Raw genomic sequence first — 15,449 nt, 5'->3', positions numbered from 1 at the left:
GGGAGGGTGCGGGGTTTCAGCGGGAACGGGGTTTGGCGCGGCGGGTCGGTTCCGCCGTGGTGGGGTCTTCGGGCCAGGGATGCCGGGGATAGCGGCCGCGCAGTTCGGCACGCACCTGCGGATAACCCTGCTGCCAGAAGGACGCGAGATCACGGGTGACAGCGACCGGCCGCCCGGCGGGGGAAAGCAGATGCAGCAGGACCGGAACGCGGCCGTCGGCCAGGCGCGGAGCGTCCCGCCAGCCGAACGCCTCCTGCACCTTGACCGCGAGCACCGGCGCCTCGACATCGGAGTAGTCGACACGCACCCGCGACCCGCTCGGCACCGGCAGCCGCTCGGGCGCCACGTCGTCCAGGCGCCCGGCCACCGACCAGGGCAGCAGCCGCCGCAGACTCGAAGCCACGTCGACCTTGGCCAGATCGGCACGGCGGCGGGCCGCCCCGAGCTCGAGCCAGTCCTCGCCCCGAGCGAGAAGCGCCTCGTCGGACACATCGGGCCACGGTTCCCCCAGGGCCGCGTGCGCGAAGGCCAGCCTCTCCCGCAACTCGGTGGCGGTGCGGCTCCAGGTCAGCAGGCCCAGCCCTTCACGGTGCAGCCCTTCGACGAGCGCCGCCCGCACCAGGGCCGGATCGGGATCGCCCAGCCGCCGCTCCACGAGGGTGATGGCCCCGAGCCGCCGCACCCGGCGCGCCACGACATCACCATCCACCCACCCGATCTCGACGGTCTCGGCCGCGAGAGTCCCCGCCGCCTCGATCGCCGTGGCTTCGTCGAGCGGCGCCGCCGCCCGGATCCGCGCCGTACGGGCCCCGGCCGACCGATCGGCCGCCGCGACCGCCAGCCAGGTGACCCCGGCGAGCCCGGTGCCCGGAGCGAGCTCGGCCGCGGTCCCACCGGCCATCAGATAGGCCCGGCCACCCGCTTCCCGAACCCGTGCGACCCGCTCCGGATAGGCCAGCCCCACCACAAGCCCCGCCGCCAGATCGTCCGGCAGCCGCTCGCCCGGTTTCCCGTGGACCTGGCGGTTGGCAGCCCTCGCCCGCCCTTGCCTGTTTTGCGCGTCGCCGCCGCCCGACTCGCCGACTGACGCGCCGACCGGCTCGCCGGCTGACGCGCCGGCTGACGCGCCGACCGTCTCGCCGGCTGACGCGCCGACCGGCTCACCGACTGACGCGCCGGCTGAGGCGCCGACCGGCTCACCGACTGACGCGCCGACCGGCTCGCCGACTGACGCGCCGACCGTCTCGCCGACCGGCGCGCCGGGCTGGGGCAGGGTGGCGCCGGTTGTGTCCGGGACGGTGTCGCCGGGCTGGGGCAGGGCGGCGCCGGTCGTGTCCGGAACGGTGTCGTCGGGCGGGGAGAGGGCGGCGTCGGTGACGTCGGGGAGGGTCTCGTCGGCCGGGTTGCGGGTCAGGGCGGCGGTCAAGCGGCGGACCTCGTTGCGCCAGGTGGGGTCGGCGGCGCCGCGGGAACGGCGCCACGCCGCGACCAGGTCGTCGGTGGTGGTGCGGTCGTCGTCGAGGAGGGCGACGATCTCGGCGGCCCGGCGTGGGCCGACCGAGGGAGCGCCGTCGAGCAGGGCGCGGGCCAGGCGCGGGTGGAGGCCGGCGTCGGCCAGGGCGCGGCCGCGCGGCGTTATGCGGCCCGTGTCGTCGACGGCGCCCAGGTCGCGCAGGGTGGCCGTGGCGGAGGCCAGGGCGCCGGCCGGTGGTGGGTCGGGCAGGGACAGGCCGGTGCCGTCGGGGTGGCCCCAGAGGGCCAGGTCGAGGGCGAAGCCCGTCAGGTCGGCGGCGGCGATCTCGGGCTCGGGCTGGGCCGGCAGGCGGTCGTGTTGCGCCTCGGACCAGCAGCGGTAGACCCGTCCCGGAGCCTCGCGGCCCGCCCGGCCGGCGCGCTGCACGGCGGCGGCCCGCGAGACCGGCACGGTGGCCAGGGCGCCCAGCCCCCGCGCATGGTCCATCCGTGGCACCCGGCTCAGCCCCGCGTCGACGACCACCCGAACCCCGGGCACCGTCAGACTGCTCTCCGCCACGGCCGTGGCCAGCACGACCCGGCGACGCCGCCCGGGCTTCAGCGCGGCGTCCTGCACCGCGCCGGGCTGGCGACCGTGCAGCGCGATCACGTCGATCTCATCCCCATCATGGGAACCGCCGGCCAGCCTGGAGGCGACCGCGTCGATCTCCCGGGCTCCGGGGAGGAAGACCAGGATGTCGCCGGGGGACTCGTTCAAGGCTCGGCGCACCGTGGCCGCCACGTGGTCGAGCAAGCGGTTGTCGACGCGCAGGCCCAGTGGGGGCGTGATGGGCACCGTCGGTGGGGTCCAGCTGATCTCGACCGGGAACAGCGGGGACTCGGCCGCCACCACCGGGGCGTCGCCCAGGAGGTGAGCGAGGCGTTCGGCGTCGGCCGTGGCCGAGGTGGCCAGCACCGCCAGGTCGGGGCGGAGGGCCGCCCTCACCTCGATCAGGAAGGCCAGGGCCAGGTCGGTGTCGAGGTGGCGTTCGTGGCACTCGTCGAGGATCACCGCGGCCGTGCCGGCCAGCTCCGGGTCGCGCTGGAGGCGGCGCACCAGGACTCCCGTGGTCACCACCTCGATCTCCGTGCGGCGGGAGATCTGTCGGTCGCCCCTGACCGTATATCCCACCCGGTCGCCGACCCGCTCGCCCAGCAGCGAGGCCATGCGGCGCGCCGCGGCCCGGGCCGCCAACCGGCGCGGCTCGGCGACCACCACCCGGCCTTGGCCGTCGGCCAGGGCCAGGGGCACCAACGTCGTCTTTCCCGTGCCGGGCGGCGCCACCAGCACCGCCGCGCCGGCGGTGGCCAGCGCCTCTCGCACCCGGGGCAGCACCGGGCGGATCGGAAGGCGGGGCAGAGCGTCGTCGGCGATCAGCACCCGACCATCCTCGCCCAGGGGTACGACAAGTTCTCCGAAGGCCGGCTATCGAAATCTGTCGGACCCGTCTGGCAAGGTGTCCTGAAACCGGAAAGGACTGCACCCGCACGAGTTGGCCTGCTTGACTGATCGACTAGAGGAAGGGGTTGCCCGGATGGACGCGGTCGAGGTGTTCAACTCGATGCCCGCCGTACACCTCGGTGAGAACCTCAAAGCCTGCTGCGCGGCACCCACCTGGGGCGCCACGGTCGTCGCGCGACGGCCCTATCGGGACCGGGCCGCCATCCTGGCCGAGGCCGACGCCGCCTCGCGCGCCCTGAGCTGGGAGGGTGTGCTCATCAGCCTGGCCGCTCATCCGCGGATCGGCGAGCGCGCCGCCGGCGAGTCCCGGGAGGCGGCCTGGTCGCGCGAGGAGCAGTCCACCGCCGCTCAGAGTGATGATCGGGACGAGCTGATGCGCGCCAATCAGGCGTACGAGGAGAAATTCGGTCATGTCTTTTTGATCTTCGCTAGTGGGCGTTCGCAGGCGGAGATCCTGGCCGCGGCGCGCGAGCGGCTCGGCAACGACGAGGAGACCGAGCGGGCGATCGTGTCCGACGAGCTTCGCAAGATCGCGCGGCTGCGGCTGGAACGGGTGATCGATGCCCTCGCATGACGGCACGGAGCCCGAGTTCCACGCGAAGATCTCCACGCACATCCTCGACACGGTGAGCGGCGAGCCGGCGCGCGACGTCTACGTGCGGCTGGAGCGCCGCGACTCCGAGGGCTGGCAGCAGCTGGCCGACGGGCGCACCGACGACGACGGCCGGTTCCGCTTCCGCGTGCCGATGCACCAGTGGCAGGCCGGCGGTTTCCGTCTTTTCTTCTACGTCGAGCCCTACCTGGGCGACGACTGTTTCTTTCCGGAGGTCACGGTCGCCTTCCACGTCCGTGATCCGGAGCGGCACTACCACGTGCCGCTGCTGCTCAGCCGCTACGGCTACACCACCTATCGAGGGAGCTGACGGGCGTGTCGATCGTGCTCGGGGAGAACCGTTACGGCAAGGCGGAGACGCGGCTGGTCCGCGTGTCCCGCGACGGTGAAACGCATTCGCTGATCGACTTCACGGTCGGCGTGGCCCTCTCCGGCGATCTCGCCGCGACCCATCTGACCGGTGACAATTCCGGCGTGCTGCCGACCGACACCATGAAGAACACGGTGTACGCCTTCGCGAAGGAGCACGGCGTCGGTGAGCCCGAGGAGTTCGCGCTGCTCCTGGCCCGCCATTTCGTGACCTCGCAGCCGCAGGTGCGAGCGGCCCGGGTCAGCGTCGAGGCGCTCGGCTGGGAACGGCTCGGCCCCCACTCCTTCCGGAAAAGGGGAGATCATGTCCGTACGGCCGAAGTGACAGTGACCGTCGAACAGACCGAGGTGATCTCGGGTGTCACGGGTCTGACCTTGCTGAACACGACAGCGTCGGAGTTCCAGGGCTTCGTCCGCGACAAATACACCACACTGCCCGAGGCCACCGACCGCATCCTGGCGACCGCCGTCGACGCCCGCTGGCGTCACCTGCGCGACGACTCCGACTGGGCCAAGTCGTTCGAGGGCGCCCTCGACGCGCTGGTCAAGGGGTTCGTCAATACGTACAGCGGCTCGCTCCAGCAGACCCTGTTCGCGATGGGCAGCCACGTGCTGCGCACCCGCGAGGAGATCGCCGAGATCCGGCTCGCCCTGCCCAACAAACATCACTACCTGGTCGACCTGTCGCCGTTCGATCTGACCAACGACAACGAGGTCTTCATCGCCGGTGACCGGCCGTACGGGTTGATCGAGGGCACCGTGACCCGCGACGACGTGCCCGAGGCGCTGACGGAGTGGTACAGATGATCGTCATCGACAACGTCGCGGTGGCCACGGTCGACGACCACGACACCTATCACGCCGACGGCCACGTCGTGGTCGGCGACGACGGCCGGATAGCCGCGGTCGGCGCCGGGCGCTACGAAGGGCCGGCCCGGGTCGTCGACGGCACCGGTTGCCTGGTCACACCCGGTCTGGTCAACACACACCATCATCTCTACCAGTGGGCGACCCGGGGCCTGGCCCTCGACGAGACGCTGTTCGGCTGGCTGACCACCCTCTACCCGATCTGGGGCCGGCTCGACGCCGAGATCGTCGGCGCGGCGGCCGGGGCCGGGCTGGGCTGGCTGGCGCTGTCCGGCTGCACCACCTCCATGGACCACCACTACGTCTTCCCGCGCGACGGCGGCGACGTGCTCGAGGCCGAGATCGAGGCGGCGCGGCGCCTGGGCGTCCGCTTCCACCCGACCCGCGGCTCGATGGACCTCAGCCAGAAGGACGGCGGCCTGCCGCCGGACAACGTGGTGGAGGAGACCGACGAGGCCCTGGCCGCCACCGAGGCCGCGATCGACCGCTGGCACGACCCGTCGCCCGACGCGATGCTGCAGATCGCGGTGGCGCCCTGCTCACCGTTCTCGGTGACCGAGCGGCTGATGAGCGAGGCGGCCCAGCTGGCCCGGCGCAAGGGCGTGCGCCTGCACACCCACCTGGCCGAGACCGACGACGAGGAGGAGTTCTGCCAGAAGCGTTTCGGCTGCACGCCGGTCGAATACGCGGAACGCCTGGGCTGGCTCGGCGACGACGTCTGGCTGGCCCACGGGGTGCATCTGGACGACGCCGCGATCGCTCGATTGGCCGCCACCGGGACGGGTGTCGCCCACTGCCCGAGCTCCAACGCGCGCCTCGGCGCCGGGTCGGCCCGGGTCCGTGACCTGCTCGACCATCGCGTCCCGGTCGGGCTGGGGGTCGACGGCTCGGCCTCGCAGGAGGCGTCCCACCTGGGAGAGGAGCTGCGGCAGGCGCTCTACACGGCCCGTCTCCGGGGCGGGCCGGGCGCGCTGAACGCGCACGAGGCGTTGCGCCTGGGCACGATGGGCGGCGCCCGGTGCCTGGGCCGGCAGGACGATCTCGGCTCGATCGAGGTGGGCAAGCTGGCCGACCTGGTCGTGTGGCGTCTGGACGGCCTCGGCCACGAGGGCATCGACGACAAGCTGGCCGCCCTGGTCTTCGGCCCGGCCGCCCCGGTCGAGCTGTCCCTGGTCGGTGGCCGGCCGATCGTGGAGCGGGGTGAGCTCGTCCACGGCGACGCCGAGACTCTGGCCCGCGAGGCCCGCCGCGCCCACCGGCGGCTCCTCCAGGCTTAAGGAAGACTTAAGGAAACGCACCGATAAAAGCGTTATCGAGTACGGATATCACGGCCACCTGCGGATATGAAAAGTGTTATTCCTAAGTCTTTCTCCGCAGATTGAAATAGGTATCTCGTATCTGCATACTCCCTGGTGAACGGTCCCCCCACGCTCACTTGGAACGGCAGAAACAATGCGGACTGACTCCCAGCACGTCGCACCACCCAATCCGCGAACCCGGCGCCGCGTGACCCGCACCGTCCTCGGTGCGGCCGTCGTCGTGACCCTGGGCGCCAGCGGCGTCTACATCGCCAGCGCCAACGCGGCCGAGACCGTCGTCCCGGGCCGCCTGCAAGCCGAGGCCTTCTCGGCCCAGTCCGGCGCGCAGACCCAGAACACCGACGACAAGGACGGCGGCAAGAACGTCGGCTGGCTCGCGAACGGCGACTGGCTGCGCTACGACAACGTCACCATCGGCTCGACGATCACCGCGCGGATCGCCTCCGACAACGCGGCCGGCGGCTCGATCGAGCTGCGGCTCGGCTCGGCCACGGGCACCCTGCTGACCACCATTCCGGTTGCCAGAACCGGCGGCTGGCAGAAGTGGGTCACGCGCACCGCCACCGTGAAGGCGCCGGCCGGCAAGCAGAAGCTCGTCGCGGTCATGAAGAGCAAGCAGGCCTCCGACTTCGTGAACATCAACTGGTTCACCCTCGGAGCCGCTGCTCCTGCTTCCACGCCGGCGACCACCACGCCGACGACGGCGCCCACCACGCCGTCGACGGCGCCCACCACCACGCCGCCCGCGCAGACCGCCGGCTGGGTGACCATGGACCAGGCCAAGTGGAAGGCCCAGCTGGCCGCCTTCAACGCCATGACCCCCAAGACCATCACCAACAACCCGGTGCGGGTCTCGGAGTTCAACGCCTCCTGCACGGTGAGCCACTCGAAGGCCGACGACCCGATCGTGCTCCCCGGCCTGCCCGGCGGGTCGCACATGCACTCGTTCCTGGGCAACGACGCCACCGACGCCTTCACCACCACGGACACCCTGCTCAAGAACGCCGGATCGAGCTGCAAGCCGCTCCAGGACCGGTCGGCGTACTGGATTCCGACGCTCTACGAGAACGGCAAGGCGATCGAGCCCCACGGTGTCACCGTCTACTACGGCTCGCGTCTGCCCGACCCGACCAAGACCGTGCCGTTCCCGCAGGGCTTCCGCATGATCGTCGGCGACGCGAAGCGCCAGATCGACACCCCGAAGGGCGCGCCGGGCCAGTTCTGGTGCGCCGGCATCGGCGGCGAGACCGGCCGCAGCGCCGACGGCAACTGGCCGGTCTGCGCCAAGACGGCCGAGCTCACCTTCCAGCTGACCTTCCCGGACTGCTGGGACGGCGTGCACCTGGACAGCCCCGACCACAAGTCGCACGTCGGCCCGGCCGACGGCCAGGGCAAGTGCAGCGGCAAGTTCCCGGTGGCGATCCCGTCGCTCTCCTTCGTGATCGGCTATCCGAGCTCGGGCAGCAGCGCCGGCTTCAAGCTCTCCTCGGGCAACGCCAGCTCGATGCACGGCGACGCCTTCTTCGCCTGGGACGACGCGGCCCTCGGCCACCGGGTCAAGGACTGCATCGTGCAGAAGGCCAAGTGCAACACGGACGGCAATTTCTGACATAACAGGCTGGGGACAAGGGGCTGTGGACAACCGGGCACAGCCCCTTTTTCTCCATTACGGTACGGAGGAAGCCAGCACCGAGAGGAGCCGTCGACGATGACCGAGATCCTGTCCGACGAAGCGGTGGCGTTCGTCGCCGATCTGAACAGGCGGTTCCGCCCCCGTCGTAACGAGCTGCTCCAGGCGCGTAAGCAGCGCCGCCCCGAGACCTTCGGTTTCCTGCCCGAGACGGCCGACATCCGGGCCGCCGAGTGGAGCGCCCCGCCCGCGCCGGCCGATCTGCGCGACCGCCGCGTCGAGATCACCGGCCCCACCGAGCGCAAGATGACCATCAACGCGCTCAACTCCGGGGCCAAGGTCTGGCTGGCCGACCTCGAGGACGCGAACACCCCCCACTGGCAGAACGTCGTCGACGGCCAGCAGAACCTGCACGACGCGATCCGCCGGACCATCACCCTGAAGACCGACACCAAGACGTACGAGCTGAGCGACGGCCCCTATCCGACGATCGTCATGCGGCCTCGGGGCTGGCATCTCGACGAGCGTCACCTGCCGGTCGACGGCGAGCCCGCGGTCGGCGCTCTCGTCGATTTCGGCCTCTACTTCTTCCACAACGCCAAGGAACTGATCGAGCGCGGCAGCGGGCCGTATTTCTACCTGCCGAAGATGGAGTCCCACAAGGAAGCCGCCCTGTGGAACGACGTCTTCACCCACGCGCAGGAGGCGCTCGGCGTCCCGGTCGGCACGATCCGCGCGACGGTGCTGATCGAGACGATCCCGGCCGCGTTCGAGATGGAGGAGATCCTGCACGCGCTGCGCCCGCACATCTCGGGCCTGAACGCCGGCCGGTGGGACTACCTGTTCAGCATCATCAAATACTTCCGCGACGACCCGTCGATGATCCTGCCCGACCGGGCGTCGGTGACGATGACCGCGCCGTTCATGCGGGCCTACACCGAGTTGCTGGTCAGCACGTGCCACCGGCGCGGGGCCTTCGCGATGGGCGGCATGGCGGCCTTCATCCCGAGCCGCCGCGACCCGCAGGTCAACGAGGTGGCGCTGGCCAAGGTGCGCGAGGACAAGGAGCGCGAGGCCGGCGACGGCTTCGACGGCTCCTGGGTCGCCCACCCCGACCTGGTCCCGGTCTGCCAGGAGATCTTCGACCGGGTGCTCGGCGACGGCCCCAACCAGCTGGCCCGGCAGCGCCCCGACGTCCAGGTCACGGCCGAGCAGCTGCTCGACGTGGCGAGCACCCCGGGCGAGGTCACCGAGCAGGGCCTGCGCTCCAACGTCGAGGTCGCCCTGCGATATCTGGAGGCGTGGCTGCGCGGCAACGGCGCGGTGGCGATCAACAACCTCATGGAGGACGCGGCCACGGCCGAGATCTCCCGGTCACAGGTGTGGCAGTGGATCCACAACGGCGTACGCCTGCCCGACGGCACCGAGATCACGGCCGACCTGGTCGGCCGCATCGAGGACGAGGAGCTCGCCGCGATCCGCGAGAAGATCGGCGACGAGGCGTGGGCGGCCGGCCGCTTCGACGACGCCCGCAAGCTGTTCGAGCGGGTGGCGCTGGCCGACGACTTCGCCGACTTCCTGACCACCGCGGCGTACGACTCGATCGACTGATGCGTCTCACCGGCGACGACTACGCCGAGTTCGACGCTCGGCTGGCCCCGCACGATGCCCATCTGCGAAGCCGCTATCCCGGAGAGCGGGCGGGCCGCCAGCCGGTGCACACCGTCTACGTGCCCGCGGACCGTCTCGACGGCTTCCGTGACTGGGGCGCGAGCGCGCTGAAAGCCATGGACGAGTTCGGGTTCCCCTGGCGCGAGGAGGGCGTCGAGGAAAAGCTGCGCACCGAGCCGATCGAAGATCTCCGGGTCGACTTCGAGGACGGTTACGGCGTCCGCGACGACGACCAGGAGGACGCCGAGGTCCGGCGGGCCGTCACCATCCTGCGGGACGGGCCGCGGCCGCCCTTCCTCGGCCTGCGGATCAAGTCGCTCGAGGCGCCGACCCGTCACCGGGCGATGCGCACGCTCGACCTGTTCCTCGACTCCTATCAGGACAGCGACGTCGTCGTCACCCTGCCCAAGGTGAGCGGCCCCGACCAGGTCGCCGCCATGGTCGCCCTGCTCGACAAGCTCGGGGCGCCGATCGGCTTCGAGATCCAGGTCGAGCTGCCCAGCGCCATCCTGTCGGCCGGCGGCGTGGCCACGGTGGCCCAGATGATCACCGCGGCCGAGGGGCGCTGCACCGGCCTGCACTACGGGACGTACGACTACAGCGCCGCCGCCGGGGTGGCCGCCGCCTACCAGGCGATGGACCATCCCGCGGCCGACTACGCGAAGGCCGTCATGCAGGTGGCGGCCGCGCAGACCGGCGTCCGGCTCTCCGACGGCTCAACGAACGTGCTGCCGGTGGGCACCCGCGACGAGGTCCACCACGCGTGGGAGCTGCATCACCGCCTCGTCCGCCGGTCCCTCGAACGGGGCTTCTACCAGGGCTGGGACCTCCATCCGGCGCAGCTGCCGACCCGGTACGCGGCCACGTACGCGTTCTTCCGCGACGGCCGCGACGCCGCGGTCACCCGCTTGCGGCGTTATGTCGACCGCCAGGAGAGCGGCATCGCCGACGAGCCCGCGACCGCGCGCGCCCTGGCCGCGTACCTCCTGCGCGGGCTCGACTGCGGTGCCCTCACCGACGCCGGTTTCTCCCGACCCGAGTTGATGGCCTTCCTCTAACGTGATCGACGGGCTTCGTTCAAGGAGGCGCTCCATAGTGACCTGATGAAGAAACTCGCCCTGATTGTCGGCGCGACGCTCGCCCTGGTCTCCGCCGGCGCCTCGGCTCAGGCCACCCCGGGCCGCGGCGACAGCGCCCTGGCGAAGGACCTCGCCGCCGTGACCCGCTCCACCGCGTGGACCCAGCTGTCCGCGCTGAAGCTCGACTTCCCGACCTACCACCCCGAGGGCCTGGTCGTCACGAAGGACCGCTTCTACCTGAGCTCGGTCGAGATCATCGAGCCCACCGTCAAATATCCGGAGCCGGTCGACGGCTACGACCGCACTCCGGGCAAGGGCGTCGGGCACCTGTTCGTCATCGACCGCGCCGGCAAGCTGATCAAGGACGTGATCCTCGGCCACGACATCGTCTATCACCCCGGCGGCATCGACATCGCCGGCGACGACATCCTCGTCCCGGTCGCGCAGTACCGGCCGAACAGTTCGGCCGACATCTACAAGGTCAGCACCCGCACGCTGAAGGCCACCCGCCTGTTCACCGTCCGCGACCACATCGGCGGCATCGTCCACGACCCGACGACCGGCCGCTACGTCGGCAACAACTGGGGCTCGCGCAAGTTCTACGAGTGGACCCGCGAGGGCCGGCAGCTGACCACGTGGCCCAACCCGACCAACCTGATCGACTTCCAGGACTGCCAGTACGTGCCGGCCGGCAAGATGGCCTGCGCCGGCGTCACCGGCCTCCCGCAGGCCCCGGGCGTCGCCGGCGGTTACGAGCTCGGCGGCATCACGCTGATCGACCTGCACCGCCGCACGATCGTCAACGAGTTCCCGTTCCAGCAGTGGTCCGCCGCCGGGCACGTGCTCACCCGCAACCCCGTCAAGCTCGCGGCCACCGGATCCACGATCACCATGTGGGCCGCGCCCGACAACGGCGAAGAGGCCGGGGGCACGCAGATCTACACCCTCCAGAGCCGCTAAGGTGCGCGCTTGATGATCGATACGAGTACGGCTCCCCGGGACGCGGTCCGCGCCGAGCGCCGGATCGCCGTCGGCGTGTGGCTCGCGTTGACGATGGCGGTGCTGTTCGCCGTGGGCGGGGCGCGGCTGGGCTGGACGGCCGCCGGTGATCTGCCGGACGAGCGGCGGATGAGCTCGATCCTGGACACGATCCTGCCCGGTGCCGTGTGGTCCGAAGCGGAGCGGCACGAGTACGTCGGCGGGTCGCCCGACGAGTCGCCGAACTGGCTGATCTGGGGCTACGACGAGTACGGCCCGGGGTCCGTCTCGGCCAGGACCGGCGGGATCGACCTGGCCGCGGCCGCCTCACGTCTCGCCGCGGCCGGATGGCGTGCCGGGGAGCCGTCCGGCGGGGAGGTCACGGCGGCCGACGACCAATGGCGGGTCGCCGTCTACTCCGACGGCCTGGTCGACGTGCAACGCGCCGAGCCATGGGCCGTGCCCGTGCTGGCTGTCGTCTTCGGGATCGTCGGCGGGTTTCTCAGCTGGCGGCTCCGCGCGTGGGCCGGGGTGGCCGGGCTCGGCTTCCTCGTGCCGCACACGTTTATCGTTCCGGTGATTCTGGGCTTCAACGTGGCGGCCTGGTTCGGCACCGCTCAGTTCGGCCTGCCGTGGGAGCCGCTGATGTCGGCCGAACTGCGCCTGCTCACCCTCGTCGGCGCGGCCATGCTGCTCGCCTCACTGATCCGGCGGGCACAGGCCTCGCTGATGCACCGTTCGGGCGGTTAGGGCAGGCTTCCCATCGTTCGACATGGGTGATCCGCTACGTTTGCTCGTGTGCGGACGCCGATCAATGTCTCTACATGGGACGGTCCGGCCGGTCGTGTGCCCGCAATTCTGATCCACGGCACCTTCACGTGGGCGTCGCTCGCGTTCGAACACCAGCGGCCGCTGGCCCGGGGGCGGCGGATCCTGCTGCCCGACCGGCGCGGTTTCGGCGACAGCCCCGATCTCGACGGTGAGGGCGTCACCAGCGACTACGCGGTCGACGCGGACGACGTCGCCGCCCTCATGGGCGCGGGCGCCCACCTGGTCGGTCACTCGTACGGGGGCGCGGTCGCGATGCTCGCCGCGGCCGCGCGGCCCGATCTGGTCCGGTCGCTGACCCTGATCGAGCCGTGCGCGCACCAGCTGGCCGCCGGTGAGCCGGTCGTGGCCGCCGCTATCGAGGACGGCCGCCGGTTCATGGCCGGAGCCCGTCGAGGAACCCCGGAGGAGTACGTTGCAACCGCGTATCGTGACGCGACCCCGCCCGAGCCGGCCGACCGTCTGCTCCGCGCGGCGCGTACGGCGCTGGGCGAGCGTCCTTGCTGGCTGGCCGAGCTGGCCGTCACGCCGCTGGCGCAGGCCACCTACCCGAAACTGGTGATCCTCGGCGGCTGGGAACGCACCCCGCCCGGCTACCGCCCCGGCATGGCCGGCGTCATGCGCGCGGTCGCCACCGCCACCGCCACCCAGATCGGCGCCCGCCTGGCCCAGATTCCCGGCGCCGCCCACGAGCCGCAACGAGAACAGCCCGCCGCGGTAAATGCCCTCCTCGAAGAGCTGTGGGCCTGAGAACCGGAGCGGTCGCTCAATCTGTGACCTGGAGGAGATGACATGCCCGTCACCGGACGTCTCATCGGCGACAGTCTGCGTCCCGGGGCCGAGTTCGCGCCGTCCGGCGCGCGCATCGTCCGCGTCTTCCGTCAGGACCTGGGCGGCACGCAGACCGCTGCCCAGCCCGCGGCCTGGACCGTCATCGACTTCGAGGCCGACGACGCGACCGAGGTCGCCGACGCGCTGGCCGCCGCGCTCAACCCCGTAGGCGGGTGGTACGCCGACTTCAGCGACGGGGACGACCACATCATCGTCTTCGCCGGCAAGGTCTTCCGCTGCGCGCCCGGTGACGACGAGGCCGCCAAGGCTTACGGTCGTTCGGTCGGTGTGCCCGAACACCAGCTGGACTGGGGAGACGGGTCGACGTGAATCGTGGCCCCCGCCAGGTGGGGGAGGTGATGGGCCAGCTGGTGCTCGGCGTCGTGGGCGATCTCGTGTGCGGCCACCAGCGTCAGGTCGGCCGGCACGACGACCGTGGCCTCGGCGTGCAGCTTGTGGCCGATCCAGCGCAGCCGCAACCCTGGCACGTCGTGGACGCCGGGAACGTGGCGCAGGGCATGCTCGGCCTGGTCGACCAGGCCCGGGTCGACCCGGTCCATGAGCCGGTGGTAGATCCGCCGGGCCGCGTCGGCCAGCACGAACGTGATGGCCACGGCGATGGCCAGCCCCACCACCGGGTCGGCCCAGGGCAGGCCCAGCCATGATCCGGCGGCCGCGGCCACCACGGCCAGCGACGCGAAGCCGTCCGTGCGGGCGTGCAGCCCGTCGGCGACCAGCGCGGCCGAGCCGATCCGCCGGCCGACCGTGATGCGGTAGCGGGCCACGAGCTCGTTGCCGGCGAAGCCGATCACGCCCGCCGCCAGCACCCACCCCGCGTGCTCCATCGGCCGCGGATCGAGCAGCCGGTCGACCGCGGTCCAGCCCGCGGCCACCGCCGAGGCCGCGATGACCAGCACGATCGCCACTCCCGCGAGATCTTCGGCCCGGCCGAAGCCGTACGTGTAGGCCCGGGTGGCGGCCCGCCGGCCCAGGAGAAACGCGATGCCCAGCGGCACGGCGGTGAGCGCGTCGGCCACGTTGTGCAGCGTGTCGCCGAGCAGCGCCACCGAACCGGAGAACGCGACCACGACCGCTTGCAGGGCGGCCGTCGCCCCGAGCGCCGCCAGCGACATCCAGAGCGCCCGCAGCCCCGCGGCCGAGCCCTCCAGCGCGGGATCGACCCGGGTGGCGGTGTCGTGCGAGTGCGGCGTGATCGCGTGCCGTAACCGGTTCATGGTTCGACGATAGGGCCGACACTAGGCATGCGACAACCCAGCAAAAGCCAATGAGCTGCAAGAACGAGCGAATGGCGCTCGGGGTTGCGCGCAGGGCCGATCATGACTCAGGGCACAGTTCGAAACCTCGTAAGCGGATCGGCCTCCGCGAGGCGTCCTACTAAGTAAGAGAGAAATTCAGTGAGGGCGTACGCATGCGGATGAGCAAGGCAGTCAGGGCAGTCGCCGTGGGCACGATGCTGGCGATCGTCGCCGGGTGCAGCGGTCCGGGTGACACGCCGCCGACCGGCGCCCCGAGCGCGAGCCCGAGCCTGAGCCCGAGTGTGAGCGGGAGCGCGCCGGTGGAGAGCCCGGCTCCCGACGCCCGTCAGGTCGCCCTGGCCGCCCTGCCGCCCAGTCTCCGCGCGCGGATCCCGCAGTTCCCGCCCGCGCCCCCGGCGACCAAGGTGACGCTGCCGCCCGGCGACGCCGCCGGCTGGTACAGCCGCATTCCGACCGACAAGAAGGTCGCTTTCATCACCATCGACGACGGCTGGGTGAAACATCCCCTGGCCCTGAAGCTGTTCCAGGCGTCGAACGTGCCGATCACGCTCTTCCTCGAGATCAACGCGATCAAGGACGACCCGGGCTTCTTCAAGCCCCTTCAGGCGGCCGGCGCCACCATCGAGAACCACACGATCAGCCACCCCAACCTCAAGGGCCGGTCGTACGCCTTCCAGAAGCGCGAGATCTGCGGCGGCGCCGACCAGCTGGCCAAGTACTACGGTCGCCGCCCGGTCCTGTTCCGCCCGCCGGGCGGCACCCACGACGCCACCACGCTGCGGGTGGTGAAGGACTGCGGCATGAAAGCCGCCTTCTACTGGAAGGAGACCACCGACCACGGCGTCGTGTTCTACCAGGAGGGCAAGACCGTCCAGCCCGGCGACATCATCCTCATGCACTTCCGCCCCCGGTTCGTCGACGACTACCTGGCCGTCCTCAACGCCATCCACAAGGCCGGCCTGACCCCGGCCAGGCTGGAGGATTACGTCCCCTGAGATCGCCGGACAGCCGCT

At 71.3% G+C, this 15,449-nt stretch carries 14 protein-coding genes; 12 read left to right on the top strand and 2 right to left on the bottom strand.

Features of this window, described 5'->3' with window-relative positions:
* Positions 1 to 16 precede the first annotated feature (16 nt).
* Positions 17 to 2,890, bottom strand: coding sequence for an ATP-dependent RNA helicase (locus tag ACQP2X_RS37960; protein ID WP_498701141.1), 2,874 nt, complete (start codon positions 2,888 to 2,890; stop codon positions 17 to 19).
* Between the two features lie 157 nt (positions 2,891 to 3,047).
* On the opposite strand from ACQP2X_RS37960, the gene uraD reads away from it, so the two are divergent.
* The 11 genes from uraD to ACQP2X_RS37905 all read left to right on the top strand — a co-directional run bounded on the left by uraD (position 3,048) and on the right by ACQP2X_RS37905 (position 13,489).
* Positions 3,048 to 3,548: a 2-oxo-4-hydroxy-4-carboxy-5-ureidoimidazoline decarboxylase gene (gene uraD / locus ACQP2X_RS37955; RefSeq protein ID WP_498690203.1), complete on the top strand. Its 501-nt coding sequence runs from the start codon at positions 3,048 to 3,050 to the stop codon at positions 3,546 to 3,548.
* Positions 3,535 to 3,897, top strand: a complete 363-nt coding sequence (gene uraH / locus ACQP2X_RS37950; protein ID WP_360239809.1) for a hydroxyisourate hydrolase — start codon at positions 3,535 to 3,537, stop codon at positions 3,895 to 3,897. The genes uraD and uraH overlap by 14 nt, the downstream gene beginning before the upstream one ends.
* A gap of 5 nt (positions 3,898 to 3,902) precedes the next feature.
* Positions 3,903 to 4,763: a factor-independent urate hydroxylase gene (pucL, locus tag ACQP2X_RS37945; protein WP_498690200.1), complete on the top strand. Its 861-nt coding sequence runs from the start codon at positions 3,903 to 3,905 to the stop codon at positions 4,761 to 4,763.
* Positions 4,760 to 6,100 (top strand): 8-oxoguanine deaminase, encoded by a 1,341-nt coding sequence (locus tag ACQP2X_RS37940; RefSeq protein WP_498690197.1) that lies wholly within the window; start codon positions 4,760 to 4,762, stop codon positions 6,098 to 6,100. The genes pucL and ACQP2X_RS37940 overlap by 4 nt, the downstream gene beginning before the upstream one ends.
* 229 nt (positions 6,101 to 6,329) lie before the next feature.
* Complete coding sequence (locus tag ACQP2X_RS37935) at positions 6,330 to 7,751, top strand: DUF1996 domain-containing protein (RefSeq protein WP_498690196.1); 1,422 nt, start codon at positions 6,330 to 6,332, stop codon at positions 7,749 to 7,751.
* 99 nt (positions 7,752 to 7,850) lie between these two features.
* The gene (gene aceB / locus ACQP2X_RS37930) at positions 7,851 to 9,383 is read left to right on the top strand and encodes a malate synthase A (RefSeq protein ID WP_498690194.1); all 1,533 of its coding nucleotides are present in this window, start codon (positions 7,851 to 7,853) and stop codon (positions 9,381 to 9,383) included.
* Complete coding sequence (locus ACQP2X_RS37925; protein ID WP_498690192.1) at positions 9,383 to 10,501, top strand: DUF6986 family protein; 1,119 nt, start codon at positions 9,383 to 9,385, stop codon at positions 10,499 to 10,501. The genes aceB and ACQP2X_RS37925 overlap by 1 nt, the downstream gene beginning before the upstream one ends.
* Before the next feature lie 45 nt (positions 10,502 to 10,546).
* Positions 10,547 to 11,482, top strand: a complete 936-nt coding sequence (locus ACQP2X_RS37920) for a DUF6454 family protein (protein ID WP_498690190.1) — start codon at positions 10,547 to 10,549, stop codon at positions 11,480 to 11,482.
* A 12-nt stretch (positions 11,483 to 11,494) separates the two neighbouring features.
* Positions 11,495 to 12,250 (top strand): hypothetical protein, encoded by a 756-nt coding sequence (locus ACQP2X_RS37915; RefSeq protein ID WP_498690188.1) that lies wholly within the window; start codon positions 11,495 to 11,497, stop codon positions 12,248 to 12,250.
* 96 nt (positions 12,251 to 12,346) lie between these two features.
* On the top strand, positions 12,347 to 13,078 hold the full coding sequence (locus ACQP2X_RS37910; RefSeq protein WP_498690186.1) for an alpha/beta fold hydrolase: 732 nt from the start codon (positions 12,347 to 12,349) through the stop codon (positions 13,076 to 13,078).
* Between the two features lie 42 nt (positions 13,079 to 13,120).
* Positions 13,121 to 13,489, top strand: a complete 369-nt coding sequence (locus ACQP2X_RS37905) for a hypothetical protein (protein WP_498690185.1) — start codon at positions 13,121 to 13,123, stop codon at positions 13,487 to 13,489.
* Here the strand turns inward: ACQP2X_RS37905 and ACQP2X_RS37900 are convergent.
* Entirely contained in the window at positions 13,429 to 14,394 is a 966-nt protein-coding gene (locus ACQP2X_RS37900; RefSeq protein ID WP_498690183.1) for a cation diffusion facilitator family transporter, read from the bottom strand. The two genes, ACQP2X_RS37905 and ACQP2X_RS37900, sit on opposite strands and share 61 nt — an antisense overlap.
* 200 nt (positions 14,395 to 14,594) lie before the next feature.
* Here ACQP2X_RS37900 and ACQP2X_RS37895 point away from each other — a divergent pair, with 200 nt between their 5' ends.
* Positions 14,595 to 15,431: a polysaccharide deacetylase family protein gene (locus ACQP2X_RS37895; RefSeq protein ID WP_498690181.1), complete on the top strand. Its 837-nt coding sequence runs from the start codon at positions 14,595 to 14,597 to the stop codon at positions 15,429 to 15,431.
* The last annotated feature ends 18 nt before the right edge of the window (positions 15,432 to 15,449 follow it).

This window comes from Actinoplanes sp. CA-131856, from assembly GCF_050956135.1.
In the GTDB taxonomy this organism is placed as follows: Bacteria; Actinomycetota; Actinomycetes; order Mycobacteriales; family Micromonosporaceae; genus Actinoplanes.
The sequence above is the reverse complement of the archived record's forward strand: the minus strand, read 5'-3'. Positions and strand labels throughout refer to the sequence as shown.

Excerpts from the sequence above, each read along its gene's own strand:
- uraD (WP_498690203.1), top strand. The coding sequence starts at position 3,048 with ATGGACGCGGTCGAGGTGTTCAACTCGATGCCCGCCGTACACCTCGGT.
- ACQP2X_RS37900 (WP_498690183.1), bottom strand. The coding sequence starts at position 14,394 with ATGAACCGGTTACGGCACGCGATCACGCCGCACTCGCACGACACCGCC.
- ACQP2X_RS37905 (WP_498690185.1), top strand. The coding sequence starts at position 13,121 with ATGCCCGTCACCGGACGTCTCATCGGCGACAGTCTGCGTCCCGGGGCC.
- aceB (WP_498690194.1), top strand. The coding sequence starts at position 7,851 with ATGACCGAGATCCTGTCCGACGAAGCGGTGGCGTTCGTCGCCGATCTG.
- ACQP2X_RS37920 (WP_498690190.1), top strand. The coding sequence starts at position 10,547 with ATGAAGAAACTCGCCCTGATTGTCGGCGCGACGCTCGCCCTGGTCTCC.
- ACQP2X_RS37940 (WP_498690197.1), top strand. The coding sequence starts at position 4,760 with ATGATCGTCATCGACAACGTCGCGGTGGCCACGGTCGACGACCACGAC.
- ACQP2X_RS37915 (WP_498690188.1), top strand. The coding sequence starts at position 11,495 with ATGATCGATACGAGTACGGCTCCCCGGGACGCGGTCCGCGCCGAGCGC.
- ACQP2X_RS37925 (WP_498690192.1), top strand. The coding sequence starts at position 9,383 with ATGCGTCTCACCGGCGACGACTACGCCGAGTTCGACGCTCGGCTGGCC.
- uraH (WP_360239809.1), top strand. The coding sequence starts at position 3,535 with ATGCCCTCGCATGACGGCACGGAGCCCGAGTTCCACGCGAAGATCTCC.
- ACQP2X_RS37895 (WP_498690181.1), top strand. The coding sequence starts at position 14,595 with ATGAGCAAGGCAGTCAGGGCAGTCGCCGTGGGCACGATGCTGGCGATC.